We start from the raw sequence: 24659 nt of genomic DNA, 5'->3' as shown, positions 1-24659 counted from the left end.
GACGAACTGATGGCGCGCCACGGCTTCGAATACGCGCCGCATTTGTTCAATACCGTGGCACACAAACGCAAAAAATTGGAACCGGATGTCATCATCTACGCCAAACCGATAACAAACGGCCAGCAGACGATATACATCGACTACGAAGATATTTATAAAGACGGCGAATACAGCGGGCTGGGCTTGGATTGGTATCTTTCCGACGAAACCGTGGAGCAGATTTACCTGCACGAGCTGGATAATATTCGTCCGCGTTATGGAGAAATCTAAAAAAACAATTGATTGCTGGAGGTGGGGGAAATATAGAGTACTACCTGACCCAAATGTGGTACCACACTGGCCCGTCAGTCAGCTACAAAACCGAAACCGAGATAGAGGCGCTGCTGGCCTATTGGGACCAGAAGCTGCGGGAAGTATCATGGATCGATACCTACGACGATGTGGAAGCCTATATTGCCGCCAATTTGGAAGAAATCGGCAGGCTGCACCTCCGTATCGTGATTTCCTACCTGCGCGGAGTAAAAGACCTCATCGCCGAAAAAGAAGAGTGGTTGCGGACTTATCAGATGGTCGGCAGGGAAGAGGAACTGCTGGAAAAATCGGTTTCCTATCTGATAAACAAGCAGAAGGAAGAAAGTTAGACGCAGGGGCATCCGTTGCCCCTTTTCATTTTTTGAACCGCTGACAGAACGCGCACGGCGGCAACGGCACGACCCGTATATACCTTTGACAGCCCAACCCCACCGCCGCAAAAGCATCCGTCAGCATCGACAGGTTTGCGGAATCGGTAAAAGGCCGTCTGAAAACACAATACATGTTTTCAGACGGCCTTCTTTATGGCTGCCGCATGAAGCGGTTTCAGCATAAACGGTAATATTTTTCATTGCATACCGCCCTGCCGCATATCGCCGTTTCAGACGGCCTCACTTATAATCCGACCCATCCCAACCCTCTGAAAAGCGAGAATCCCATGAGTTTCAAAACCGATGCCGAAATCGCCCGCGAAGCCGCCGTCCGCCCGATACGCGAAATTGCCGCCAAGCTGGGCATCAGCGAGGACAAGCTCGAGCCATACGGCCACTACAAAGCGAAAATCAATCCCGCCGAAGCCTTTGCCCTGCCCGACAGGAAAGGCCGTCTGATTTTGGTTACCGCCATCAACCCGACTCCGGCGGGCGAAGGCAAGACCACGGTAACCATCGGCCTGGCCGACGCATTGAACCACATCGGCAAACAGGCCGTGGTCGCCATGCGCGAACCTTCGCTGGGCCCCGTGTTCGGCATCAAGGGCGGCGCGGCGGGCGGCGGTTATTCGCAGGTTTTGCCGATGGAAGACATCAACCTGCATTTCACCGGCGACTTCCACGCCATCGGTGCGGCCAACAACCTGCTTGCCGCTATGCTCGACAACCATATCTATCAGGGCAACGCGCTGAACATCGACCCCAAACGCGTGCTGTGGCGGCGCGCGGTGGACATGAACGACCGCCAGTTGCGCAACATCATCAGCGGCAACGGCAAGCCGACCGACGGCGTGTTGCGTCCCGACGGCTTCGACATCACCGTGGCATCCGAAGTCATGGCCGTATTCTGCCTGGCCAAAGACCTGATCGACCTGAAAAAACGTTTGGGCAACATTCTGATTGCCTACGCCAAAGACGGCAGCCCCGTTTACGCCAAAGACTTGAACGCCCACGGCGCGATGGCCGCACTTTTGAAAGACGCCATCAAGCCGAATCTGGTGCAAACCATAGGCGGCACGCCCGCCTTCGTCCACGGCGGCCCATTCGCCAACATCGCCCACGGCTGCAACTCCGTTACCGCCACCCGCCTCGCCCTGCATCTGGCCGATTACGCCGTTACCGAAGCGGGCTTCGGCGCGGATTTGGGCGCGGAAAAATTCTGCGACATTAAATGCCGCCTGGCCGGCCTGAAACCCGACGCGGCCGTGGTCGTCGCCACCGTCCGCGCCCTGAAATACAACGGCGGCGTGGCGAAAGAAGACTTGGGCAAAGAAAACGTCGAGGCCTTGAAACAGGGCCTGCCCAACCTGCTGCGACATATTGCCAACTTGAAAAACGTATTCGGCCTGCCCGTCGTCGTCGCCATCAACCGCTTCGTTTCCGACACGGATGCCGAATTGGCACTGATTCAGACGGCCTGTGCCGAACACGGCGTGGAAGTATCGCTGGCCGAAGTGTGGGGCAAAGGCGGCGAAGGCGGCGCGGACTTGGCGCGCAAAGTCGTTTCCGCCATCGAAAACCAGCCCAACAATTTCGCCTACGCCTATGATGTCAACGACAGCATCCCCGACAAGCTGCGCGCCATCGCGCAAAAAATCTACGGCGCGGCCGATGTCGATTTCAGTGCCGAAGCACGCGCGGAAATCGCGTCTTTGGAAAAACTGGGCTTGGACAAACTGCCGGTGTGCGTGGCGAAAACGCAATATTCGTTCAGCGACAATGCCAAACTTCTGGGCTGTCCGAGCGGCTTCACCATCACCGTCCGCAGCCTGACCCTGTCTGCCGGCGCGGGCTTCATCGTCGCCGTCTGCGGCAGCATCATGAAAATGCCCGGTCTGCCGAAAGTACCTTCCGCCGAAAAAATCGACGTGGATGAAAACGGCAACATCACCGGACTGTTCTAAACGGCCGCATAACACAAGCCGCCCCGAAAGGGCGGCTTTTTTGCGCCGAACCGTATTTTCAGACGGCCTCAAACAAACAGGCGCGGGCAGGGCAAATGGTACGGAACCGATTCGCCTGGTGCTTTAGCACCTTAGAAAATCGTTCCCCTGAAGCTCAGGCGAGGCAACGCTGTTCTGATTTAAAGTAATCCGCTAAATATTGCGCCGCCAAACGGAAAAAAGGGATTAAGATTGCCGCTGCAACTAAAGAGGCCGTCTGAAAACTGAAAACCGCCGATTCATCAAACAAAAAAGGAAACGCCATGCCCGCCACCCGCTATTTATTTGCCGCCCTGTCCGTTTTGGCTCTGGGCGCATATGCCGAAACCCTGCCGTTATCCAAACTGCCCCAAGGCTGGCAAGGCGGCATCGAAGTGCAATGCCGCGAGGGCTTCTGCTCGGGCGAAGGGGCGGTATTGCTGCAAATCAACGGCCGCAAACACCGCCTGCCCGCCGATTTTTTCACCTTCAGCACCCGCCCCGACTCTGGCAACACCCCAATCCCCGATCCGATTACCGTGGACGACTTCAATTTCGACGACCGGCCGGACATCGCCGTGCCGCGCGGGCAGCAAGGCCCCTACGGTTCTTGGTCGGATGACATCTACCTGCAAACCGAAGACGAAAACCTGCTGAAAAGCCAAGAATTAAGCGAGCTATCCGATTATTACATGGGCACACCCGAAATCGACCGCAAACGCAAACTTCTGATTGTTTATGGAAAATCCGGTGCAGCCATCCACTACACCGCACATTACCGCGTTACTCCGGACGGAAGCCTGCAACAGGTTTACCAACGCGACGACATCCACGGCGGCTGCAAGCGGCAGACGGGTATCAAAATCGAAGAAACCACCATATCCGCCAACGGAAAACAGCATACGCGCACCCGCTGCCTGACCGAGGCGCAATACGAAAAACAAATAAAACGCGACCTGGAGGAAACGCGGCCACGCCGCTCCGGCAACGCAAAATAATTGCCTGCGCCCTACCGCCGCATACATGAAAGGCCGTCTGAAACACCGTTTAAACCATGTTTTCAGACGGCCTCATGCTGCCTCTGCCTATAAATGTATCTTTTAAACAACAATAAAAATAAAACAATCGGCGTTATTTTCAGATAAACGGATATTCATCTTCTTTTATGGTTGCGCAGCATTCCAAACCTTCTTTATTTCCCGTTATCAAACGAAGCGCAAAACAAATCCAACACACTGAATAAAATTAAATTTTTTAACACCCATCACCTTCCACCCAAAGATGTCGTTTTCAGACGGCCCCAACCCTGCCGCCTGACGAGTAACGGCCTTCAAACATACCGTTTGTCAAAAAAAATATGTTTTCAGCAAATTTTTTTGACAAATTAAAATTGCAAAAAAATTGCACTTCATAGATAATCACCCCCGTTCGGTCGGCAGCGTGCACCCGCCCTTCCCAATATCGGGTGAACCCTCCCTTCGCGCTGCCGCACTCAACAATGATTTTGTTTTTGTGTATTCTCTCTGTTTTATCGCCCTCCCCGTGAGGGCTTCTTTTTTTGCCCCACCGATTGGTTTTCAGACGGCCTCCGCGCCGCCGCATTAAACAGATTCATACAAAATCTTCAAATAACTCGTTTGCCTATTGCATGGAAACGGCGCAAGATAGCAGCATTCAAAACTTTCCCCCTTAATTTGCTCCAAGGAGTTACTCAATGAATACTTTTCATCTTTCAGGCTACCCGCGCATCGGTGCAAAGCGCGAGCTGAAATTTGCCGTCGAAGCCTTTTGGAAAGGCGCGAAAACCGAAGCCGAGCTGCAATCCGTAGCCGCCGAAATCCGCCGTTTGAACTGGGCGGCACAAAAAGCCGCCGGTGCGGATTTGCTGCCGGTGGGCGATTTCTCGTTCTACGACCATGTGCTTGATTTGCTGTGCGCTTTGGGCGGCATTCCGAAACGCTTCGGTTTCGACGCGGCCACCCTGAGCCTGCCCGAATACTTCCAACTGGCACGCGGCAACGCCACACAGTTTGCAATGGAAATGACCAAATGGTTCGACACCAACTACCACTTTATCGTGCCCGAATGGTCTGCCGACACCGAATTCAAAGTAAACGCCAAAAACCTGATCGCGCAAATCAAAGAAGCCAAAGCGCAAGGCTACGACATCAAGTCTACCTTGGTCGGCCCCGTTACCTTGGCTTGGCTGGGTAAAAAGAAAGACGGCATCAACTGCCGCGTGAAAGACCTGCTGCTGCCCAAACTGCTGCCCGCTTACGCGCAACTGCTGCGCGAACTGGCCGCCGAAGGTGCGGACTGGGTTCAGATTGACGAGCCGATTCTGGCTGCCGAAGCCGGTTCTGCATGGCTGGACGCATTTGCGCCGGTTTATCAAGAACTGTCCGGCACCGGCGTGCGCATCCTCGTCGGCACTTACTTCGCTTCCGTTGCCGAACATTTGGACCTGCTGAAATCCCTGCCCGTACAAGGCCTGCACATCGACTGCGTGCGCGCGCCGGAACAACTGGCCGTGTTTGCCGAAGGCTGGCCGAAAGACCGCGTGTTGTCCGTCGGCCTGATTGACGGCCGCAATGTATGGCGTGCCAACCTGTCCAAAGTCATCGCCACTTTGGAACCGGTTAAAGCCAAATTGGGCGAAAACCTGTGGATTGCCCCAAGCTGCTCCCTGCTGCACAGCCCGCAAGACTTGGCCGTGGAAGAAAAACTGGACGGCGAAATCAAATCATGGATGGCTTTTGCCGCACAAAAACTGGTGGAACTGGGCGTGGTAAAACGCGCGCTGGAGCAAGGCAAAGACGCCGTTCAAGCCGAACTGGCCGCATCCGATGCCGCCGCCGCCGACCGTGCGACCAACAAACTGATTCACAACGATGCCGTCAAAGCCCGCGTGGCCGCCCTGCCGAAAGGCGCAGACCAGCGCAAATCCCCGTTTGCCGAGCGCATCAAGGCACAACAGGAATGGATGAAGCTGCCCGCACTGCCGACCACCACCATCGGTTCCTTCCCGCAAACCACTGAAATCCGCCAAGCGCGCGCCGCGTTCAAAAAAGGCGAATTGAGTGCCGCCGACTACGATATCGCGATGAAAAAAGAAATCGCCTACTGCGTCGAAGTACAGGAAAAACTGGAAATCGACGTGCCCGTACACGGCGAAGCCGAGCGCAACGATATGGTGGAATACTTCGGCGAACAGCTGTCCGGCTACTGCTTCAGCCAATTCGGCTGGGTACAAAGCTACGGCAGCCGCTGCGTGAAACCGCCCATCATCTTCGGCGACGTTTCCCGTCCGAACCCGATGACCGTTTACTGGTCCACTTATGCGCAATCTCTGACCAAACGTCCGATGAAAGGCATGCTGACCGGCCCGGTTACCATGTTCAAATGGTCTTTCGTCCGCGATGACATCCCGTTGAGCGAAGTGGCCAAACAAATCGCTTTGGCACTGAACGACGAAGTATTGGACTTGGAAAAAGCCGGCATCAAAGTCATCCAAATTGACGAGCCCGCCATCCGCGAAGCCATGCCGCTGAAAAAAGCGCAGTGGGACGAATTCCTGGCCTGGGCCTGCGAATCCTTCCGCCTGTCCAGCACCGGCGCGGAAGACAGCACCCAAATCCACACCCATATGTGCTACTCCGAGTTCAACGACATCCTGCCCGCCATCGCCAGCATGGATGCGGACGTTATCACCATCGAAACTTCGCGCTCCGACATGGAATTGCTGACCGCGTTCGGCGACTTCAAATACCCGAACGACATCGGCCCGGGCGTGTACGACATCCACAGCCCGCGCGTTCCGACCGAAGCCGAAGTGGAGCACCTGCTGCGTAAGGCAATGGAAGTCGTGCCCGTGGAACGCCTGTGGGTAAACCCCGACTGCGGCCTGAAAACACGCGGCTGGAAAGAAACCATCGAGCAGCTTGAAGTGATGATGGCGGTTACCAAAAAACTGCGTCGGGAACTGGCTAAATAATCAGGCCGCCTGAAAAGCATCAAGGCCGTCTGAAAACCTCCAAACAGGTTTTCAGACGGCCTTTTATCATCCGCTTCAACTTGCCAAAAAGAATAAAAAGCGCGTCTGCACCGCCTGAGCATATGAACCAAACCGGCTGACGCTGCGGCATCAAACCAACCTATCGCGTAAGGGCAACCCATCCATCATCTGTCAGGCCGTCTGAAAAGCCGTTCCCGTCTATGGCGATATGCTTGATTCGCCAACCGTTGCCATGCCTTGCTCAAAAGAACGGTTATTTCAAATACCGAAGCACTCGATAAACCTGCACCGCGATGTATACAGCCTGCATCTCCGAGGCCTCTCCGCCTTGTACCGATTGAAATTTAATTCGCTATACACATCAAGAGGCCGTCTGAAAAGCCGTTTTCAAAGTTCCAACTTTGTTGCGGCTTCTCTTTCAGACGGCCTCTTTATCGAAGTTCAGCGTCCGCTCTTGCCGACGACGACGACGTTCAATTCCTGCGGGTTGAAGCGGCGGTGCCAGACTTCGCGCACTTGCTCCGCCGTTACCGCCTCGATATGGGCGGTGTAGGTGTCGTAGTAGTCCAAAGGCAGGTCGTTCGCGCCGACATTGGCAGCGATGGCGACGGTTTTGGCATTGGTATCGAAGGTCATGGGGAAACTGCCGACGATGTTGTCTTTGGCCTGTTTCAGCTCGGCCTCGGTGGGGCCTTCGGCAATGAAGTCGGCCAGGACGGCGCGGGCGGCGGCCAACGCGTCTTCGGCACTGTCTTTTTTGGTGGAGAAGGCGATGCTGAACGGGCCTTTGCGCGTCATCGGGCTGAGGCTGCTGGATACGCCGTATACCAGCCCTTTTTCGTCGCGCAGTTTTTTCATCAGGCGGCTGTCAAATCCGCCGCCGCCGAGGATGTAGTTGCCGACGGCGAGGGCGTAACGGTCGGGGTCTTGGCGCACAATCAGCGGCAGCCCCATGAAGACGGAGGCCTGCTCTTTACCGTCGAACGGGATGTCTTGGCGGCGGCCGGCGTTGTTGGGGATTTCGGGGATTTCGGGGATTTCGGTGCGGGCGGCGGCTTGCGCGGGCAGGCCTTCCAATACGGCGGCCGCCGTTTTTTCGGCCTGACGGCGGTCGATGTCGCCGACGATGGCGACGTAGGCGTTGTTTTTGGCGTAGTGGCTGCGGTGGAATTGCGACAGGTCTTCAAGCGTGATGCTGTTGATGCTCTCTTCGCTGCTGCGCGCGCTGTTGGCATAGGGATGGCTGCCGTAGTTGAGCAGGGTTACGGCGCGGCCGGCGAGAAAACCGGGATCGCTGAGGCTTTGCTTCAGCGAGGTCAATGCCTGCCCTTTGGTGCGGTTGAGGACGGCGGGATCGAATTTCGGATGGGCGATAATCTGATTGGCCAGTTTGAGGCCGTCTGAAAGGTTTTGGCGGCGGCTGAGCGAGGCAAAGCTGATGGTGGTGTTTTCCGGGCCTGCCGCCGCGCTGACGGTTACGCCGATGCGGTTGCTTTCGTCGCGCAGGGCTTCTTCGCCGTATTTTTCGGTGCCCGAGGAGAGCATGGTGGCGGTGAAGGCGGCCAAGTCGGGTTTGTGTTCGGCAACTCGCCCCGCGCCTTTGAAGGTAATCTGCATATTGACGATGGGCAGTTCGTGCCGTTCCACCAGCGTGATGGTTACGCCGTCGGCGGTTTTCCAGCGTTGGAATTCGACAGCATGGGCGGCGGTGAAGGCGAGACAGGCCGCGAAGGCCGGGATGAGGACGCGGATTTTCATGGTTTTACCTTTTTCAGACGGCCTTTTGCGGCTGCGGGTGGTTGCGGTTGCTCCGCCTGTTGCGGCAGAACGGTGATTTGTGCCATCGGGCTGTCGAGCAGCAGGCGGGCGGCGGACTGTACTTGTTTGGGCGTTACTTTGAACAGGCGGCGGACGATTTCGTCTTCGCTCTTCCAACCGAAACCGTTGTGTTCGAGTTCGCCTAGGGTGTCGGCCTGGCTACGGATGGAATCGCGGGCGAAAATGCGTTCGGTCTCCACCGGCGTGCGGATGAGGGCCAATTCGTCTTTCCCCACGCCATTTTCGGCAATGTCGCGGATTTCGTCCAGCAGGCGTTTTTTCAATTCTTCGGGCGTAGTTTGGCCGTTGGGCATGGCGAAAACGCTGAATATGGCGTTTTTGCGGCCGAAATCGGTGTATCCGGCCGAAGTGTCCAAGGCAACGGCATCGCCGCGCTGGAGTTTGCGGCTGTAACGCGAGGAATCGGTGCCGTCGAGCACCAAGCCCAGCATTTCCAGCGCATAAGGCATGCCGTCACTGATTTTTTCGGCATGCGGCACGCGCCAGTTCAGGGTGATGATGGGCTGGGCGGTAACGGCATAAACGGTTTCGTTCACTTCGCGGGCATCGGCGGTGCGTTCGGCTTCGTCGTTGCGCTGCGGCAGCGGGCGGGCGGGAATGCCGCCGAACAGCCGCCCGACTTTATCCGTGGTTTCCTTGGCCTTCACGTCGCCGACGATGACCAGCATGGCGTTGTTGGGGGCGTACCATTGTTTGTACCAGGCGCGCAAATCGTCGGCCTTCAGCGTATGCAGGTCGCTCATGTAGCCGATGACGGGGGCTTTGTTGAACGGTTTGTCCCACATTTTGATGTTCAGTGTTTCCCACATTTTGCCCTCAGGGCTGTCGTCGGTGCGCATCCGGCGTTCTTCGCGGATAACGTCCATTTCGTTGTCGAAGGCTTTGTCGCTGAAATTGAGGTTGACCATGCGGTCGGCCTCCATTTTCAGCACTTCGTCCAGATTTTTAACCGCAATATTGGTGGTATAGACGGTTTCTGTGCGGTTGGTGTAGGCATTATCGTCGCCGCCCAACGCCGCCACGCGGCGGCTGAACTCGCCCTCGGGCACGCTGTCCGTGCCTTTGAACATCATGTGCTCCAAAGCGTGGCTCAGGCCGGTTTTGCCCTCATGCTCGTCCACACTGCCGACCTTGTACCACAGCCGCACGGCCGCCACCGGTGCGCGCGCATCCTCCTTAATCAGTACCTTCATCCCGTTGGGCAGCGTCGAGAACAGTGTTTCCGCCTGCACCGACGACAAACCCGCCAACAGCAACAATCCGGCATAGCGCAGCATTTTTCCGATTCCTATCCGATGTGAAAAGCCGCCATGTTAATGGCTTAAAGGCCGTCTGAAAAGCAAAAATACGCGCACGGCAATCCCAAAACCACCGCCGCTTGCGTTACAATCGGCCCGAATTATTTAATCACTGCATTAAAAAGGAATAAATCATGTTCAGCTTCCTGGCCAAACTGTTCAAACGCCCGTCCGCCAACCCGCCTGCCGAACAGCAGCCGCCTGCTGAGCCGCCACGCACGGCCGCATTCGAAGACGACGGCGGACTTCAAATGGACGACGGCGATTTGGAGGCCAACGTCAGCTTCGACGACGACAGCCCGCTGACCGCCGAAGAACTGAACATGGTCTCCAAACAAACCGACAAACAATAACCGACAGGAACACTCCATGGCCTTATTCGATTTCCTATTCAAACGGAAAAAAGACGAACCGCAGCCTGCCGCAGAAGACAGGCCGTCTGAAAACCCGCCCGCCGAAGAAGCGGCGGAAAGCGCGGCCCCCCCCGAACCGCCTTCAGAACCCGCCCCGCCTGCCGAACCGTCGCCACAAGCAGATACTGCCGAAGCCGACACGGCGGAGGGCGAACCCCTCAGCGAACGCGAAGCCTTCCTGCGCGACATCCGCAACGCCGACCGCAGCAGCCTGCTCAACCATCCGGCACAGGCCGGCACGGCGGCGGACGCGGAAAACAGCCAACCCGCCGCCCCGGCCGAAGCCCCTGCACCCACGCAAGAGCCGGAAACGCTTTCAGACGGCCTCCATCCCGAAAATGAAGCCGAAACGGCGGAAGAACCGGCAGAACAAAAATCCGTAGAAGAAGAAAAAGAACAGCCTTCGGAAACACAACCCGCCGAGGAACAGCCAACCGAAGTGCGGCATACAGAAGAGCAGCTTGAACAAGAACCGGTGGCAGAAAAAGCACCAACCGTTGAAGACCAGCCTGTCGCAGAACAACCTGCCGAAGAGCAGCCCGCAGAAACAGGCGGCTGGACGGCGCGCCTGAAACAAGGCCTGAGCAAATCGCGCGACAAAATGGCCAAATCGCTGGCTGGCGTATTCGGCGGCGGCAAAATCGACGAAGACCTGTACGAAGAACTCGAAACCGTGCTGCTCACCAGCGACATGGGCATCGAAGCCACCGAACACCTGATGGACGAAGTCCGCCGCCGCGTTTCCCTGAAAGGCCTTTCAGACGGCCGCGAACTGCGCCAGGCACTGAAAGAAGCCGTTTACGACCTGATCGCCCCGCTGGAAAAACCGCTGGAAATCCCTGACAACGGCCAACCCTTCGTCATCATGATGGCGGGCATCAACGGCGCGGGCAAAACCACCTCCATCGGCAAACTGGCCAAATACTTCCAATCGCAGGGCAAATCCGTGATACTCGCGGCGGGCGACACCTTCCGCGCCGCCGCGCGCGAACAGCTCCAAGAATGGGGCGAACGCAACGGCGTAACCGTCATCTCCCAAGTCAAAGGCGATTCCGCCGCCGTCTGCTTCGATGCCGTCGAAGCGGCCAAAGCGCGCAAAATCGACATCGTGCTGGCCGACACCGCCGGCCGCCTGCCCACCCAGCTCCACCTGATGGAAGAAATCAAAAAAGTGAAGCGCGTACTGCAAAAATCCATGCCCGACGCGCCGCACGAAATCATCGTCGTCCTCGATGCCAACATCGGCCAAAACGCAGTCGGCCAAGTGGCGGCCTTCGACGACACCCTGGGCGTAACCGGCCTCATCGTTACCAAACTCGACGGCACGGCCAAAGGCGGCGTATTGGCCGCACTCGCCTCCAGCCGGCCGATACCCGTGCGCTACATCGGCGTGGGCGAGAAAATCGACGACCTGCGCCCGTTTGACGCCCGCGCCTTCGTCGATGCACTGATAGACAACTAAAATAACCGCAAAAGGCCGTCTGAAAGCAAAGCTCCAACGAAGCGACAACCTTTCAGACGGCCTCCTGACATTATGATGAGAAAACGCCTCGCCACCCTCCTCCTCGCCCTGCTGCCGTCCGTCCTGTCTGCCGCCGGATTGGACTTGGGCGGCATCCTCCCCGAAGAAGCCGCCGTTTACGTGCGAAACCTGCGCACGGGGCAAATCACCGCCGCCCACCGCGCCGACGCATCCGTCAATCCCGCCTCCACCATGAAACTCGTTACCGCCTTCGCCGCCCTGCACGCATTGGGCGAAGACTTCCGCTGGCAAACCGAGTTCAAATCCGCCGCCCCGCTGCGTCCGAACGGCCTGCTGGACGGCGACCTTTACTGGGCGGGCAGCGGCGACCCCGTATTCGACCAGCACGACCTGCTCGAAATGCAGGCGCAACTGCGCGACAACGGCGTGAAACACATCGGACGGCTGGTATTCGACCGCAACCTGTGGCCGCACGGCGGCACGGCCGAAGACTTTGCCGACGATTCCGACCGCGCCTTCACCACCCCGCCCGACCCGCAAATGCTTGCCTACAAAGTCGTCGGCCTTACCATAGGCCGCGACGGAGGCGGCGCGCTGACCGTACACACCAGCCCTCCGCTGCCCGAAATACCGCTGGACAACCGCGCATCCTTCACCGCCTCCGCCGCCCCCTGCCCCAAGCCCGCCAAATTCGTTTGGGGCAAATACGAAAACGGCATCCTGACCGTATACGGCAAAGCCCCGTCCTCCTGCCTCGGCAAAGAAGTGTACGTCAACATGTTCGACGCGCAGGACTTCGCCCGCCGCAGTTTCATCAACCAATGGCGGCACGGCGGCAACAGCATTTCAGACGGCCTCGCCGTCGGCCCCGTCCCGCCGCAGGCGCGTACACTCGCGCGCATCCGTTCCAAACCCCTGCGCGACGTACTGGCCGACATGAACAAACACTCCAACAACATCATCGCCCGCACCGTATTCCTCACCCTGGGCGAACGCGCCGCCGCCGACAAAGCCCGGCAAAACCCCGAAGCCGCCGTCCGCAGCCGGCTTGCCCTCTCCGGCATCCCCACCGCCCCGCTCGTCTTGGAAAACGGCTCCGGCCTCTCGCGGCGCGAACGCGTTTCCGCCCGCATGATGGGCGACATGCTCGCCGCCGCCTACCGCAGCCCGTTCAAACAAGCCTTTATCGGCAGCCTGCCGATTGCGGGCAGGGACGGCACACTCAAATCCCGATTTAAAAACATCGGCGCACCCTTGAGGCTGAAAACCGGCACACTGAAAAACGTCCGCGCACTGGCGGGCTACTATCTGGGCGGCAACGGCTCCGACCCGCTGGCCGTCGTCGTTATCATCAACAGCGAACGCGCCGACAAACTGCTCGGCGAAATGGACAAACTTACCGAACGTCTGATCGCACCCGCCCCGCCTTCAGACGGCCTCACGTCCGGGGCGGCCAACCCATAAGGACAACGCATGAAAATCGAACCCGGCTGCCGCGCAGCCTTCCATTACACCCTGAAAGACGAAGACGGCCAAATCCTCGACAGCTCCGAAGGCGGCCAACCCCTGAGCTACACCGCAGGCGCGGGCGAAATCGTTCCCGGCCTCGAACACGCCCTGATGTACCGCGAAGCGGGCGAACATCTCGACATCTCCGTCGCCCCGCAGGAAGGCTACGGCCTGCGCGACGAAAACGCCGTCCACCGCGTGAACAGGGAATACCTGGCCGGGCTGCTGCCGCAACTCGAAGAAGGCATGGCCGTGCAGGCCGACACCGAAAACGGCCCGCACACCTTCTTCATCAGCGAAATCGGCAGCGACAGCGTAATCCTCGATGCCAACCACCCCCTCGCCGGCCTGACGCTGCATTTCTCGGTAGACATTGTTTCCGTTACCCCGCCGGGAAAAATCAAAGTCGATTATTAAACCGCTTGCAAACCGGAAAGGCCGTCTGAAAAACACCGAACCGCTTTTCAGACGGCCTCATATTTCCATTAAAATACCGTATTCCCATTTTTCAGACGGCCTCTTCCCATGTTTCCCGAGCAATCCGCCCCCAATCTGCTGCAAGGCTTGAACCCCGAACAACTTTCCGCCGTAACCTGGCCGCCGCAATCCGCCCTTGTGCTGGCGGGCGCGGGTAGCGGCAAAACGCGAGTGCTGACCACGCGCATCGCATGGCTGCTGCAAACCGGTCAGGCAAGCGTACACAGCATTATGGCGGTAACGTTTACCAACAAAGCCGCCAAAGAAATGCAAACCCGACTTGGCGCGATGATTCCCATCAACGTCCGCGCCATGTGGCTCGGCACGTTCCACGGTCTCTGCCACCGTTTTTTGCGCCTGCACCACCGCGATGCCGGTTTGCCGTCTTCCTTTCAAATCCTCGACAGCGGCGACCAGCTTTCCCTCATCAAACGCCTGCTTAAAAGCCTCAACATCGCCGAAGAAATCATCGCCCCTCGTTCGCTGCAAGGCTTCATCAACGCGCAAAAAGAATCCGGTTTGCGCGCTTCCGTATTGAGCGCGCCCGACCCGCACACGCGCCGCATGATTGAGTGCTACGCCGAATACGACAAAATCTGCCAACGCGAAGGCGTGGTCGATTTCGCCGAACTCATGCTCCGCAGCTACGAAATGCTGCAAAGCAACGAAATCCTGCGCCAACACTACCAAAACCGCTTCAACCACATTCTGGTCGACGAGTTCCAAGACACCAACAAACTGCAATACGCGTGGCTCAAACTCATGGCTGGCGGCAACGCGGCGGTATTTGCCGTCGGCGACGACGACCAAAGCATTTATCGCTTCCGTGGCGCGCACGTCGGCAACATGACCGCGCTGATGGAAGAGTTCCACATCGACGCGCCCGTCAAGCTCGAACAAAACTACCGCTCCGTCGGCAACATCCTCGCCGCCGCCAACGCCGTCATCGAAAACAACGACGAACGCCTCGGCAAAAACCTGCGCACCGACGCCGAAGCAGGCGACAAAATCCGCTACTACTCCGCCTTTACCGACCTCGAAGAAGCCCAATTCATCGTGGACGAAACCAAAGCCCTCGAACGCGAAGGCTGGGATTTGGACGAAATCGCCGTCCTCTACCGCAGCAACGCCCAATCCCGCGTCATCGAACAAAGCCTGTTCCGCAGCGGCATCCCCTACAAAATCTACGGCGGCCTGCGCTTTTACGAACGCCAAGAAATCAAACACGCGCTCGCCTACCTGCGCCTCGCCGTCAATCCCGACGACGACAACGCCCTCTTGCGCGTCATCAACTTCCCACCGCGCGGCATCGGCGCACGCACCGTCGAAAACCTTCAGACGGCCTCAAGTGAACAAGGCATCACCCTCTGGCAGGCAGCCTGCAACGCTGGCGCAAAAGCCGCCAAAGTCGCCGCCTTCGTCCGCCTGATTGAAGCACTGCGCAACCAAGTCGGACAAATGCCCCTGCCCGAAATCATCGTCGGCATCCTCAAAGACAGCGGCCTGACCGAACACTACCAGACCCAAAAAGGCGACAATCAAGACCGCCTCGACAACCTCGACGAACTCGTCAACGCCGCCATTGAGTTCAAACCCGAAGACAGCAACTTTGAAATCCTGCCCGACAACATTTCAGACGACCCCGCCTTCCCCATCCTCGCCTTCCTAAGCAACGCTGCCCTCGAATCCGGCGAAAACCAAGCAGGCGCAGGCGAAAAAGCCGTCCAACTCATGACCGTCCACGCCGCCAAAGGCTTGGAATTCAACGCCGTCTTCCTCACAGGTATGGAAGAGGGCCGCTTCCCCAGCGAATACTCCCTCGCCGAACGCGGCGGCCTCGAAGAAGAACGCCGCCTCATGTACGTCGCCATCACCCGCGCCCGCAAACGCCTCTACATCACCATGGCGCAGCAAAGAATGCTGCACGGGCAAACCCAATTCGGCATCGTCTCCCGCTTCGTCGAAGAAATCCCGCCCGAAGTGCTGCACTACCTGTCCGTCAAAAAAAACGCCTACGACAGCTACGGCAGCCCGCGCCAAACCGCCGCGTCCAAAGACAAAATCATCGACGACTACAAACAGCCTAAAACCTACGCAGGCTTCCGCATCGGACAAAACGTCCGCCACGCCAAATTCGGCACCGGCGTGATTATCGACGCCGTGGACAAAGGCGAATCCGCCCGCCTGACCATCAATTTCGGCAAACAGGGCGTGAAAGAGCTGGATACCAAGTTTGCGAAATTGGAAGAGATGTAAAAGGGAGATGGCAGAGGCCATCTGAAAACGGGAGGAGCAATTTTGCCGAAACCTCCGCCGTCATTCCCGCGCAGGCGGGAATGACGGCATTAAAGAATCGGCAGTTTGCAAATAGGTCGTTCAAATTAAGTGATTCGATTCTTATCTTTAGAATCCGAAAAAATTAATCAGCAAAAAAAGGAAAGGGACACAATGGGATTTTTTAGTCAATTGCGTGATGATTTGGAACATGTTGAAAGAAAAATTGACCAAATTAAGGTTGATCGGGATAAATCGGGACTTTCACACTGGAAGCCTGAGCAGTATGAATTGATTTCGGTAGTGGCTTTTTCAATGTTTGATGAGCCTGAGTTATGGGAAGAGAGATGTTTGTTCAATATTCATGAACAAGGTGATAAATTTAAGAAAAATATTAAATCTTTCATTAATAATTTTTCAGATGCAACAATTGAATATCTCTATTTTTCTATGGTGCGGTTTTTAGTTGAACTTGATCTGAGTTATGGTCCAGGTGGAATTAATTTTTTTGAATCAGGTAAATTAGGGAGAGAAATTACAAATTTGAAAGAAAAGGGGATTTTTAATTTAAAAGAGGGGTATTCAAGATAATTCGACTATATTTTTTATCAAATGCCGATAGATATACTGTGTTCTTACATGGGCAACAAGGGCTTTAAGACATTCCTTGAATTTGATAAAAGAAGAAACGCCTTAGAAGAAGCGATTCAACAATGTCAGAATAAAGTCAACGAAAAAGTAGTTGAAGTTCAACAAAAAATAGCTGATGTAGATGAACTTAAGGAAAAATTGGACGAATACAAAACAGCTTTTACTTTTGTCGGTTTGGACAAAGGCTTTGAAAATCTATTGAAACAAAAAAACGAAGCCAAAACAAAAACTTTTCGGTTGTTGAGTGGTTTGGCAATAGTTACAATTCTACCTTTAGGCTTCAGCTTCTACGAAAAATTTATGGCAGGTGTAGATATTTTATGGCAATCCATGCTGCCCGTCATTGGCTTGGAATTTATTTTAATCTATTTCTTCAGAGTGGTTTTAACTCATTACCATTCGATACAGACTCAAATCATGCAGTTGGAACTGCGGCAGTCGTTGTGCGAATTTATCCAAAGCTATGCTAAGTACGCAAAAGAAATCAAAACTAATGATAAAGATGCGTTAGAAAAATTCGAAAATCTGATTTTCAGCAGTATTTTGTCTAATCCCGATAAAGTGCCGGGTACATTCGACGGTGTGGAAGGATTAACGTCTTTGCTGAAAGAATTGAAGAAATAAAATTAAGGTCGTCTGAAATCCTGAATTGGTTTTTCAAACGGCTTTCATGATATCTGTTTTCAGACGGCCTTTGCTTTGAAACGGTCATTATCCGTTCGGTTTTATAGCTATTCTTTAGTTCAAAGGTTTTTCAAACGGCTTTCGCAGGCAAAGCCCACGCTACGGAGCGGCAGCGGTCGATACTGCCTTGCCGCTCGGGTTCGATTGCTTAACCTGCCGCAGTCATTCTTGCGTAGGCGGGAATCGGGAAGTGTGAAGTCGAAGCAGCCTTGAAATATTCCTGAAATGCCAAGGGAACGTAAAAACGGCGATTTAAAATCGAAATACAGCCTGACAAACTGAATGATGTTTGTTTGAATATGAAAGGCCGTCTGAAAAACCAATTCAGGTTTTCAGACGGCCTTTTTCCGACAGGGAGGCAATCAAGGCTTTACTCAGACGGGTTCGGCATCTCTTTTCAGGCAAAAACTGCTCCGACAACTTTGTCTGTCCCGCCGGAATCGGCGTTTGCGTACGGGGCAGGTCAGCGGAGGTGAATTGTCGGCTGATAGCCTTTTGCTTCTTCCGAACCATCAAAAGGTACGACAACGCCGTCTTCGTAAGTTACATATGCTTTGTATTTAACGGAAACATCACCCTTGGGATTGAGTGCGATAAATGGGAAGGCGGTAAATTCGCCCGCTTCCATGCGGCCTGTGTAAGTGATGCTGACAATATTGCCTTCGGCATTTTTTTCCGTCGTATAAGTCCAGCCGTGCATCGGATGAACGAATAGCAGTTTTACGCCCTCGGCAACGACCATTTTCACTTTGGTTACCGCTTTTCCTCGATTGGTAGGCACATTCAGGCGGAAGTGGTCTGATTTTCCTGCAATGCTGTCAACGCCATTGGCGTAATTGCGGATAGTAACGTGCGCCTGTGCGTCCATCATCAATGCAGACAGGGCTAAAGCCGAAAACAATACTTTTATTTTCATTGGGTAATCTCCGTTGAAAGAGTGGATAAAAATATCACCGTTGAAGGCTTGCCCGAATCCTAGTAGGGAATGCTTATCGAATAAACATCGATCTTTGCCGTATGCGGCAAGAGGGAGGCGGCCGCATTGCCAGAAAGATGAAAAATAGGTTTTCAGACGGCCTCTCATCGGGAAGGCCGTCTGAAACAAAAACGCCGCAGGGAGTTTATCCTTGCGGCGTCGGCGGAACGGATCAATAGTCGATGCGTTCGCTGATAATCTGCAAATCCGGCCATGAGAAGACGATGTCGTATTCGCGGCCGTCTTTAAAGGCCTCGGCTTTCAGTACTGGGCGGCCGCGACGGTCGTCGGCTTCGATTTCATGGACTTGGTAGCCGCGTCGTTCGAGTATCCGCATGACCTGTGCACGTTTTTGCTCGAAAGATGGATCGCTGTAGATTTGGTATTCGATGTAGTCGTCATCGTAATACTTGCCGCCGCGGCGGTAGCGGCTGTCGTCATAACGGTCATAACGCTGATCGTTTTGGTCATCATAACGCTTGTCGTCATAACGTTGGTCGTAACGATCATCATAGCGTTCGTAACGTTGGTCGTAGCGGTCTCTGCCACCCTGACGGCCGCTGTCGTAATAATCATAAGGGACGACGCAGGCAGTCAGTGCAAGGCTGCTCAGAAGTAATACCGGCAATAGTTTTTTCATGTCGTATCCTTTCTGGATGGAGGGTGAAAAAAAGTCCGAACACCGATTATAAATCAACGCGCTCTTCAATAATGTTCAAATCGGGATAAGTCATCACGATTTTATATTCCAAACTGCCTTTGTAAGCTTCAAACTCTAAGACAGGCCTCACCCAATGCAGATCGATGTCGGAATCGTGTACTTGATAGCCCCTGCTTTGCAGGATGGACACCGCACGGTCGTGATGTGCGGCAAAAGACAGATCGGTTTCCATTCGGTATTGAGCATAATCTTCGTAAAGGTCAAAACCGCCTACTGCAAGACAAACGGCGCACACGGCGACGGCAGGGAGCAGCAGTTTTTTCAAAAGCGGTTTGAACGGTTTTGACTCTTGCAACTGCGGATTATTCATAATAATTCCCTTTGTGTCTGTGGTCGGCATATACATTTAAACATGCTAAACTTAGGAAAAAGTTAGGAGGGTTTTCAGACGGCCTTTATTTATAAATATCTTGCATTACCCATACCAAACGAATATAAATGCAACAAATCATATTTCCATCGCAATGAAGCCTATTGAATATCTTGATTTTATTAAATAAATGTATTTTTGAAGTATAAAAAGGCCGTCTGAAAACTTTTCAGACGGCCTATTTGCTATAATTCCGCTTTGTTTTCATCCATCACAACACATCAACCATGCCCCACCCCGATTTCTCCCAAACACTCTCCAAAGACCGCCATTTCCTACGTTCCGCCTTCAAAAATCCCAACAAATACGGCGGCTTGTCCAAAGTCGAAGAAAAATACCGAAAATCGCACGAAATCTTTTTGAAGCGTTTGGCCGCCTTGCCCAAACCTGAGTTCGACAACACCCTGCCCGTTCACGAGAAGCTCGAAGAAATCAAAAAAGCCTTTGCCGAAAATCAGGTAACGATTATTTGCGGCGAAACCGGTTCGGGCAAAACCACGCAGTTGCCCAAGATTTGTTTGGAACTCGGGCGCGGGGCGGCGGGGCTAATCGGTCATACCCAGCCGCGCCGTTTGGCCGCGCGCTCGGTGGCAGAACGGATTGCCGAAGAGTTGAAATCGGAAATCGGCAGCGCGGTCGGCTATAAGGTGCGCTTTACCGACCACACCTCGCGCGATGCCTGCGTCAAACTGATGACCGACGGCATCCTGTTGGCAGAAACCCAGACCGACCGTTATCTCGCCGCCTACGACACGATTATCATCGACGAAGCGCACGAGCGCAGCCTGAACATCGACTTCCTCTTGGGCTACCTGAAACAGCTGCTGCCGCGCCGCCCCGACTTGAAAGTCATCATCACCTCGGCAACCATAGACGCAGAACGCTTTTCCCAACACTTCAACGGCGCGCCCGTGCTGGAAGTGAGCGGGCGCACCTATCCCGTCGAAATTCTCTACCGCCCGCTGACCAGCAAAGACGAAGACGACGCAGAAGTCGAGCTGACCGACGCGATTGTCGATGCGGCGGACGAATTGGCGCGACATGGCGAAGGCGATATTTTGGTATTCCTGCCGGGCGAACGCGAAATCCGCGAAGCCGCCGAAGCCCTGCGCAAATCCACACTGCGCCGCAACGACGAAATCCTGCCCCTGTTCGCACGCCTGTCGCACGCCGAACAGCACAAAATCTTCCACCCCACCGGCGCAAAACGCCGCATTGTGCTGGCAACCAACGTCGCCGAAACCTCGCTCACCGTGCCGGGCATCAAATACGTCATCGACACCGGTCTCGCGCGCGTCAAACGCTATTCCGCACGGGCAAAAGTGGAGCAGCTTCATGTCGAAAAAATCTCCCAAGCCGCCGCCCGCCAACGCTCCGGCCGCTGCGGACGCGTCTCCGCAGGCGTATGTATCCGACTGTTTTCTGAAGAAGATTTCAACAGCCGCACCGAATTCACCGACCCCGAAATCATCCGCAGCAACCTGGCCGCCGTCATCCTGCGCATGGCAGCGTTGAAACTGGGCGACGTGGCGGCATTCCCGTTTTTAGAAATGCCCGACTCGCGATATATCAATGACGGTTTTCAGGTGTTGTTGGAATTGGGGGCGGTGGAGGCCGTCTGAAAAGTGTTTGATGATGTTTTAGGAGCTACAATGAAAATCCACTATCAATTGACAGCAGCAGAATTCAGCAAAGGCTCTTCCGACGGGCAAATACTCTTTATCAAGAAACAAAAGAAAGTGCCTGTCCTGCGTTGGGTAATAACCATCCTTCTGATTGCCTTCTATTCGATTTTTTTCGTTTTATTCCACAAGCAGCATAGCCAGGTTTTAAATTTATTGGCTGTGCTGGCCAATGGCTCATATGATTTATCTGCCTATGGCGGTTATGAATATTTCCGCTTCGGCATTACATTTACCTTTTGGGGGTTCTTCGTTGCCGGGCTTATTTTACTCGGACGGTTTTCTTTCCTGAGAGCTTCCCGAGGTATTTTTTCATTCGATAAGCTGTATCAGGACAAATCGCCGCTATTCTCCCAAAATACAGTGGAACTTCGCGATAACGGTATTTATCACGAGACAGAAGCCTTCCAAAGTCTGCACTTTTACAAACATATTTACAGCGTGGAAGAAACAAAGGATTGGATTTTCATTTTTCTAGAAAAAAGTATTTTCAAATTCCTGCCCAAAAGTGCATTTCAAGATACACAACAAATACAGCACTTTATCAATCAGATTAAAGAAAATATAAACAAAAAATAAATCTTTATTGAGTCTCTATTCAGCATCAAAAGCAAACTGATTGCCTGAAAATAAAAGGGGGCTGTCCCAGATAACCAGGACAGCCCCAAATTTAAACTTCAGCGCAGTTTCAATCCGCCTGTTCTTCTTTTCAGACGGCCTTTCTATACCTTTCCGAATCAATGCCTAAAATGGCGAACACCCGTTACCACCATGGCGATGCCGTGTTCGTCGGCTGCGTCAAAAACTTCCTGATCGCGCATCGAGCCGGCGGGGTGGATGATGGCTTTGATGCCTTGTTCGGCGATGACGTCCACACCGTCGCGGAAGGGGAAGAAGGCATCGGAAGCGGCACACGCGCCGTTTAAGTCCAAACCTGCGTCCTGCGCTTTGCGGGCGGCGATGCAGGTGCTGTCCACACGGCTCATTTGACCTGCGCCGATGCCGTAGGTTTGACCACCTTTGCCGAACACGATGGCGTTGGATTTGACGTATTTTGCGACGTTCCAAACGAACAGTAAATCGCTCCACTCCTGCTCGGTCGGTTGGCGTTTGGAGACGACTTTCAAATCGGCGCGGCTGATGCGGTGGATGTCGGGCGTTTGTACCAACAGTCCGCCGCCGACGCGTTTGAGTTCGAAGCGGTTCGCGCCTGCTTCTAGAGGCACTTCCAATACGCGCACGTTTTTCTTAGCGGCGGCGATTTCGAGGGCTTCGGCGGTGAACTTCGGCGCCATCAGGACTTCCATAAACTGGTTGTCGGTAATCTGTTTCACGGTTGCGCCGTCCACTTCGCGGTTGAAGGCGATGATGCCGCCGAACGCGCTGGTGGTGTCGGTGGCGTAGGCGAGTTGGTAGGCGGTCAATGTATCGGCTGCAACGGCGACGCCGCACGGATTGGCGTGTTTCACAATCACGCAGGCGGGCGCGTCGAAAGATTTGACGGCTTCCCATGCGGCATCGGCATCGGCGATGTTGTTATACGACAATTCTTTGCCTTGGAGTTGTTTGTATGCGGCGAGGCTGCCTGCGGCGGGGTGCACATCGCGGTAGAACGCGGCGCGCTGGTGTGGATTTTCGCCGTAGCGCATGTCTTGCACTTTGATCCAGCTTTGGTTGAACTGGCTGGGGAATTCGCCGATTTCGGGCGTGCCGCTCAAGACGTCGTCTGAAAGCGAGGTCAGGTAGTTGGAAATCATGCCGTCGTATTGGGCGGTGTGGCTGAACGCTTTGCGCGACAGGTTGAAGCGGGTTTTGTCGCTCAACGCGCCGCCGTTGGCTTCCATTTCGGCGGCGATGGCGGGGAAGTCGGCGGTGTCGGTAACGATGGCGACGTGTTTCCAGTTTTTCGCGGCGGAGCGCACCATGGTCGGGCCGCCGATATCGATGTTTTCAATCGCGTCTTCCAGCGTGCAGTTTGGCTTGGCGATGGTGGCGGCGAAGGGGTAAAGATTGACGCACACGAGGTCGATGTTGCCGATGCCGTGCTCTTCCATCTTGGCAACGTGTTCGCCCAAATCGCGCCGACCCAAAATACCGCCGTGGATTTTCGGATGCAGCGTTTTCACGCGACCGTCGAGCATTTCGGGAAAACCGGTGTAGTCGGCGACTTCAATCACCGGAACACCCACATCGGCAAGCAGCTTCGCCGTGCCGCCAGTGGAAAGGATTTCAACACCGAGTTTGTGCAGGGTTTGGGCAAATTCGACTGCGCCTGTCTTGTCGGATAGGCTGATCAGGGCGCGTTTGATGGAAGGCATGGGGATTTCCTTTTTTGAAGGTTTAATCGATACACGTTGCTAGCGCAAAAATGAAACAAAACTTGATGAGATATTTAGCCCCGATAACGTTCTCTTGGGCAATTCAATAAATTTACGCCTTACGGCAAGCCATATCTTGTCTATCGCCCTGCATACGGACGCTTAGGCTGTTATTCCCGATTTTTTTAATCTGCATTTGCAATTTATTTGAGTTACCAATGTCGTTTCTAATACGAGCAAACATTTCCTTATCCACTACACGCCACGGGATGGTGCGAATTTTAGCCATACTGTGTTGTCTTTGAACATCGGTGGTTTTAATATTCAAACCAATTTTCCCTCCGTTCACCGTCCAAGTACCGTCTGCAAACACCCGATAAGCTAGGGTTTCATCATCAGGTGAAGGAAAATTCGCATCCACAATCGCACTTACTTTTTGCTCACTGCCAAAAGTAAACGTCCTCAGGGTTCCATCATAATCAACGCACTGCCATTTACCGAGTAGTTGTGCTTCTTGAACAACAACAGGTTTTGCCAACACAGGCGCAGCAACAAAGGCAGCAAAAAGAAAAATCAGGTGTTTTTTTTGCATAACAGTTTCTTTCTATAAAATCGTGAGTGAATAAGCTACTTCTTAGTTTTCCAACTGCCTTATACAAGTTTGAAGACACTGGCGGTCAGTTTGACAGAATACGTCTTCAATCTTGGCAAAACATTATGGGATGAATTTTCAGGGCGGTATTATCCTCTAGTTTCAGCTTTTTGGCTGCAGTTTTCAAACGACCTTTACTGCTTAAAAGCCTATTTCCTTGCTGTTTTCAATCAGTCTTTCACAAGGATTCCATTTTCAATACGGAATGCGCGGTTTTAAGCGTTTTCCGACAAAAATCAAACGGCCTCAATATTTAACATTGAGTGGATAGCTTTTTGGCGCAACGTGCGTCTTGCCGTTGAAAGGAATCACATACTTCTGATTTTTATAACGCTTTCTACCATCCACCCCCTTCACCGTTACGCTTAATGCCCATACACCTGAGGCTGAAGGACGGCTTTTGTCCAAAGCAATTTTTGCATCGATGCTGGTATAGCGGGTTTCACAATCACGTTTCTCCGCCCTTTGTATTCATCACAATTGCCATAATAGCGGAAGATGTTTCGGCGCATATTATCGGCCTTTTTCGGCGTTTATGCAGCATGATCGGACAGAAAATGTTTACAATTTTGCAAAAAGGCCGTCTGAAAAACATATAAACCGAGACCTTTGCAAAATTCCTTCTCCCTCCC

Annotated in this window: 21 protein-coding genes and 2 pseudogenes; 14 read left to right on the top strand and 9 right to left on the bottom strand. The window is 54.1% G+C overall.

The window, feature by feature from the left end; translation table 11 throughout:
• A partial coding sequence (locus tag HMPREF3107_RS11830) for a hypothetical protein (RefSeq protein ID WP_168160522.1) occupies positions 1–270 on the top strand: 270 nt, incomplete at its 5' end.
• A 53-nt stretch (positions 271–323) separates the two neighbouring features.
• Positions 324–641, top strand: coding sequence for a hypothetical protein (locus HMPREF3107_RS05580; protein WP_070454187.1), 318 nt, complete (start codon positions 324–326; stop codon positions 639–641).
• 120 nt (positions 642–761) lie between these two features.
• On the opposite strand, the gene HMPREF3107_RS12695 is transcribed toward HMPREF3107_RS05580, so the two are convergent.
• Positions 762–884, bottom strand: a complete 123-nt coding sequence (locus HMPREF3107_RS12695; protein ID WP_256364793.1) for a hypothetical protein — start codon at positions 882–884, stop codon at positions 762–764.
• Between the two features lie 86 nt (positions 885–970).
• Here HMPREF3107_RS12695 and HMPREF3107_RS05575 point away from each other — a divergent pair, with 86 nt between their 5' ends.
• From HMPREF3107_RS05575 to metE, 3 genes are all read left to right on the top strand, one after another.
• Positions 971–2647 (top strand): formate--tetrahydrofolate ligase, encoded by a 1677-nt coding sequence (locus tag HMPREF3107_RS05575; RefSeq protein WP_070454186.1) that lies wholly within the window; start codon positions 971–973, stop codon positions 2645–2647.
• A 302-nt stretch (positions 2648–2949) separates the two neighbouring features.
• Positions 2950–3663, top strand: coding sequence for an XAC2610-related protein (locus tag HMPREF3107_RS05570; RefSeq protein ID WP_246828597.1), 714 nt, complete (start codon positions 2950–2952; stop codon positions 3661–3663).
• 716 nt (positions 3664–4379) lie between these two features.
• Positions 4380–6659 carry a 5-methyltetrahydropteroyltriglutamate--homocysteine S-methyltransferase gene (gene metE / locus HMPREF3107_RS05560; protein ID WP_070454184.1) on the top strand — a complete coding sequence of 760 codons (2280 nt, stop codon included), beginning with the start codon at positions 4380–4382 and terminating at the stop codon, positions 6657–6659.
• Positions 6660–7121: 462 nt separating this feature from the next.
• Here the strand turns inward: metE and HMPREF3107_RS05555 are convergent, their stop codons facing one another.
• Both HMPREF3107_RS05555 and HMPREF3107_RS05550 read right to left on the bottom strand, forming a co-directional pair.
• The gene (locus tag HMPREF3107_RS05555; protein WP_070454183.1) at positions 7122–8438 is read right to left on the bottom strand and encodes a M16 family metallopeptidase; all 1317 of its coding nucleotides are present in this window, start codon (positions 8436–8438) and stop codon (positions 7122–7124) included.
• Entirely contained in the window at positions 8435–9796 is a 1362-nt protein-coding gene (locus HMPREF3107_RS05550) for a M16 family metallopeptidase (protein ID WP_070454182.1), read from the bottom strand. The genes HMPREF3107_RS05555 and HMPREF3107_RS05550 overlap by 4 nt, the downstream gene beginning before the upstream one ends.
• A gap of 155 nt (positions 9797–9951) precedes the next feature.
• Between HMPREF3107_RS05550 and HMPREF3107_RS05545 the strand changes: the two genes are divergently transcribed.
• The 7 genes from HMPREF3107_RS05545 to HMPREF3107_RS12550 all read left to right on the top strand — a co-directional run bounded on the left by HMPREF3107_RS05545 (position 9952) and on the right by HMPREF3107_RS12550 (position 17248).
• A complete protein-coding gene (locus HMPREF3107_RS05545) occupies positions 9952–10170 on the top strand; it encodes a hypothetical protein (protein ID WP_049253142.1) in 219 nt (72 codons plus the stop codon).
• A 16-nt stretch (positions 10171–10186) separates the two neighbouring features.
• Positions 10187–11692, top strand: coding sequence for a signal recognition particle-docking protein FtsY (gene ftsY, locus HMPREF3107_RS05540; protein WP_070454181.1), 1506 nt, complete (start codon positions 10187–10189; stop codon positions 11690–11692).
• 72 nt (positions 11693–11764) lie between these two features.
• A complete protein-coding gene (gene dacB / locus HMPREF3107_RS05535) occupies positions 11765–13177 on the top strand; it encodes a D-alanyl-D-alanine carboxypeptidase/D-alanyl-D-alanine endopeptidase (RefSeq protein ID WP_070454180.1) in 1413 nt (470 codons plus the stop codon).
• 9 nt (positions 13178–13186) lie between these two features.
• Entirely contained in the window at positions 13187–13639 is a 453-nt protein-coding gene (locus HMPREF3107_RS05530; RefSeq protein WP_070454179.1) for an FKBP-type peptidyl-prolyl cis-trans isomerase, read from the top strand.
• Between the two features lie 108 nt (positions 13640–13747).
• Positions 13748–15955, top strand: coding sequence for a DNA helicase II (gene uvrD, locus HMPREF3107_RS05525; RefSeq protein WP_070454178.1), 2208 nt, complete (start codon positions 13748–13750; stop codon positions 15953–15955).
• 192 nt (positions 15956–16147) lie between these two features.
• Entirely contained in the window at positions 16148–16564 is a 417-nt protein-coding gene (locus HMPREF3107_RS05520) for a hypothetical protein (protein WP_070454177.1), read from the top strand.
• A 48-nt stretch (positions 16565–16612) separates the two neighbouring features.
• A complete protein-coding gene (locus HMPREF3107_RS12550) occupies positions 16613–17248 on the top strand; it encodes a hypothetical protein (protein WP_246828596.1) in 636 nt (211 codons plus the stop codon).
• A 523-nt stretch (positions 17249–17771) separates the two neighbouring features.
• Here the strand turns inward: HMPREF3107_RS12550 and HMPREF3107_RS05510 are convergent.
• From HMPREF3107_RS05510 to HMPREF3107_RS05500, 3 genes and pseudogenes are all read right to left on the bottom strand, one after another.
• Positions 17772–18392, bottom strand: coding sequence for a DUF1775 domain-containing protein (locus HMPREF3107_RS05510; protein ID WP_210391397.1), 621 nt, complete (start codon positions 18390–18392; stop codon positions 17772–17774).
• A gap of 64 nt (positions 18393–18456) precedes the next feature.
• Positions 18457–18681 (bottom strand): annotated as a pseudogene (locus HMPREF3107_RS12795) (PepSY domain-containing protein); the annotation flags it as partial.
• 289 nt (positions 18682–18970) lie between these two features.
• A complete protein-coding gene (locus HMPREF3107_RS05500; RefSeq protein WP_070454173.1) occupies positions 18971–19315 on the bottom strand; it encodes a hypothetical protein in 345 nt (114 codons plus the stop codon).
• Between the two features lie 287 nt (positions 19316–19602).
• Here HMPREF3107_RS05500 and hrpA point away from each other — a divergent pair, with 287 nt between their 5' ends.
• Together hrpA and HMPREF3107_RS11410 are read left to right on the top strand one after the other, a co-directional pair.
• A complete protein-coding gene (hrpA, locus tag HMPREF3107_RS05495) occupies positions 19603–20997 on the top strand; it encodes an ATP-dependent RNA helicase HrpA (RefSeq protein ID WP_083284628.1) in 1395 nt (464 codons plus the stop codon).
• Positions 20998–21027: 30 nt separating this feature from the next.
• A complete protein-coding gene (locus HMPREF3107_RS11410) occupies positions 21028–21636 on the top strand; it encodes a YcxB family protein (RefSeq protein ID WP_083284627.1) in 609 nt (202 codons plus the stop codon).
• A 158-nt stretch (positions 21637–21794) separates the two neighbouring features.
• Here the strand turns inward: HMPREF3107_RS11410 and purH are convergent, their stop codons facing one another.
• The 3 genes and pseudogenes from purH to HMPREF3107_RS12790 form a co-directional block, all read right to left on the bottom strand.
• Positions 21795–23375, bottom strand: a complete 1581-nt coding sequence (gene purH, locus HMPREF3107_RS05490) for a bifunctional phosphoribosylaminoimidazolecarboxamide formyltransferase/IMP cyclohydrolase (RefSeq protein ID WP_070454172.1) — start codon at positions 23373–23375, stop codon at positions 21795–21797.
• Positions 23376–23487: 112 nt separating this feature from the next.
• A complete protein-coding gene (locus tag HMPREF3107_RS05485) occupies positions 23488–23967 on the bottom strand; it encodes a lipocalin-like domain-containing protein (RefSeq protein ID WP_070454171.1) in 480 nt (159 codons plus the stop codon).
• Between the two features lie 306 nt (positions 23968–24273).
• Positions 24274–24518 (bottom strand): annotated as a pseudogene (locus HMPREF3107_RS12790) (hypothetical protein); the annotation flags it as partial.
• Between the last annotated feature and the right edge of the window lie 141 nt (positions 24519–24659).

It is taken from the genome of Neisseria sp. HMSC31F04 (assembly GCF_001807735.1).
Classification (GTDB): Bacteria; Pseudomonadota; Gammaproteobacteria; order Burkholderiales; family Neisseriaceae; genus Neisseria; species Neisseria elongata.
The sequence above is the reverse complement of the archived record's forward strand: the minus strand, read 5'-3'. Positions and strand labels throughout refer to the sequence as shown.

Coding starts and splice junctions, on each gene's coding strand:
- HMPREF3107_RS05580 (WP_070454187.1), top strand. CDS start 324: ATGTGGTACCACACTGGCCCGTCAGTCAGCTACAAAACCGAAACCGAG.
- HMPREF3107_RS12695 (WP_256364793.1), bottom strand. CDS start 884: ATGAAAAATATTACCGTTTATGCTGAAACCGCTTCATGCGGCAGCCAT.
- HMPREF3107_RS05575 (WP_070454186.1), top strand. CDS start 971: ATGAGTTTCAAAACCGATGCCGAAATCGCCCGCGAAGCCGCCGTCCGC.
- HMPREF3107_RS05570 (WP_246828597.1), top strand. CDS start 2,950: ATGCCCGCCACCCGCTATTTATTTGCCGCCCTGTCCGTTTTGGCTCTG.
- metE (WP_070454184.1), top strand. CDS start 4,380: ATGAATACTTTTCATCTTTCAGGCTACCCGCGCATCGGTGCAAAGCGC.
- HMPREF3107_RS05555 (WP_070454183.1), bottom strand. CDS start 8,438: ATGAAAATCCGCGTCCTCATCCCGGCCTTCGCGGCCTGTCTCGCCTTC.
- HMPREF3107_RS05550 (WP_070454182.1), bottom strand. CDS start 9,796: ATGCTGCGCTATGCCGGATTGTTGCTGTTGGCGGGTTTGTCGTCGGTG.
- HMPREF3107_RS05545 (WP_049253142.1), top strand. CDS start 9,952: ATGTTCAGCTTCCTGGCCAAACTGTTCAAACGCCCGTCCGCCAACCCG.
- ftsY (WP_070454181.1), top strand. CDS start 10,187: ATGGCCTTATTCGATTTCCTATTCAAACGGAAAAAAGACGAACCGCAG.
- dacB (WP_070454180.1), top strand. CDS start 11,765: ATGATGAGAAAACGCCTCGCCACCCTCCTCCTCGCCCTGCTGCCGTCC.
- HMPREF3107_RS05530 (WP_070454179.1), top strand. CDS start 13,187: ATGAAAATCGAACCCGGCTGCCGCGCAGCCTTCCATTACACCCTGAAA.
- uvrD (WP_070454178.1), top strand. CDS start 13,748: ATGTTTCCCGAGCAATCCGCCCCCAATCTGCTGCAAGGCTTGAACCCC.
- HMPREF3107_RS05520 (WP_070454177.1), top strand. CDS start 16,148: ATGGGATTTTTTAGTCAATTGCGTGATGATTTGGAACATGTTGAAAGA.
- HMPREF3107_RS12550 (WP_246828596.1), top strand. CDS start 16,613: ATGGGCAACAAGGGCTTTAAGACATTCCTTGAATTTGATAAAAGAAGA.
- HMPREF3107_RS05510 (WP_210391397.1), bottom strand. CDS start 18,392: ATGAGAGGCCGTCTGAAAACCTATTTTTCATCTTTCTGGCAATGCGGC.
- HMPREF3107_RS05500 (WP_070454173.1), bottom strand. CDS start 19,315: ATGAATAATCCGCAGTTGCAAGAGTCAAAACCGTTCAAACCGCTTTTG.
- hrpA (WP_083284628.1), top strand. CDS start 19,603: ATGCCCCACCCCGATTTCTCCCAAACACTCTCCAAAGACCGCCATTTC.
- HMPREF3107_RS11410 (WP_083284627.1), top strand. CDS start 21,028: ATGAAAATCCACTATCAATTGACAGCAGCAGAATTCAGCAAAGGCTCT.
- purH (WP_070454172.1), bottom strand. CDS start 23,375: ATGCCTTCCATCAAACGCGCCCTGATCAGCCTATCCGACAAGACAGGC.
- HMPREF3107_RS05485 (WP_070454171.1), bottom strand. CDS start 23,967: ATGCAAAAAAAACACCTGATTTTTCTTTTTGCTGCCTTTGTTGCTGCG.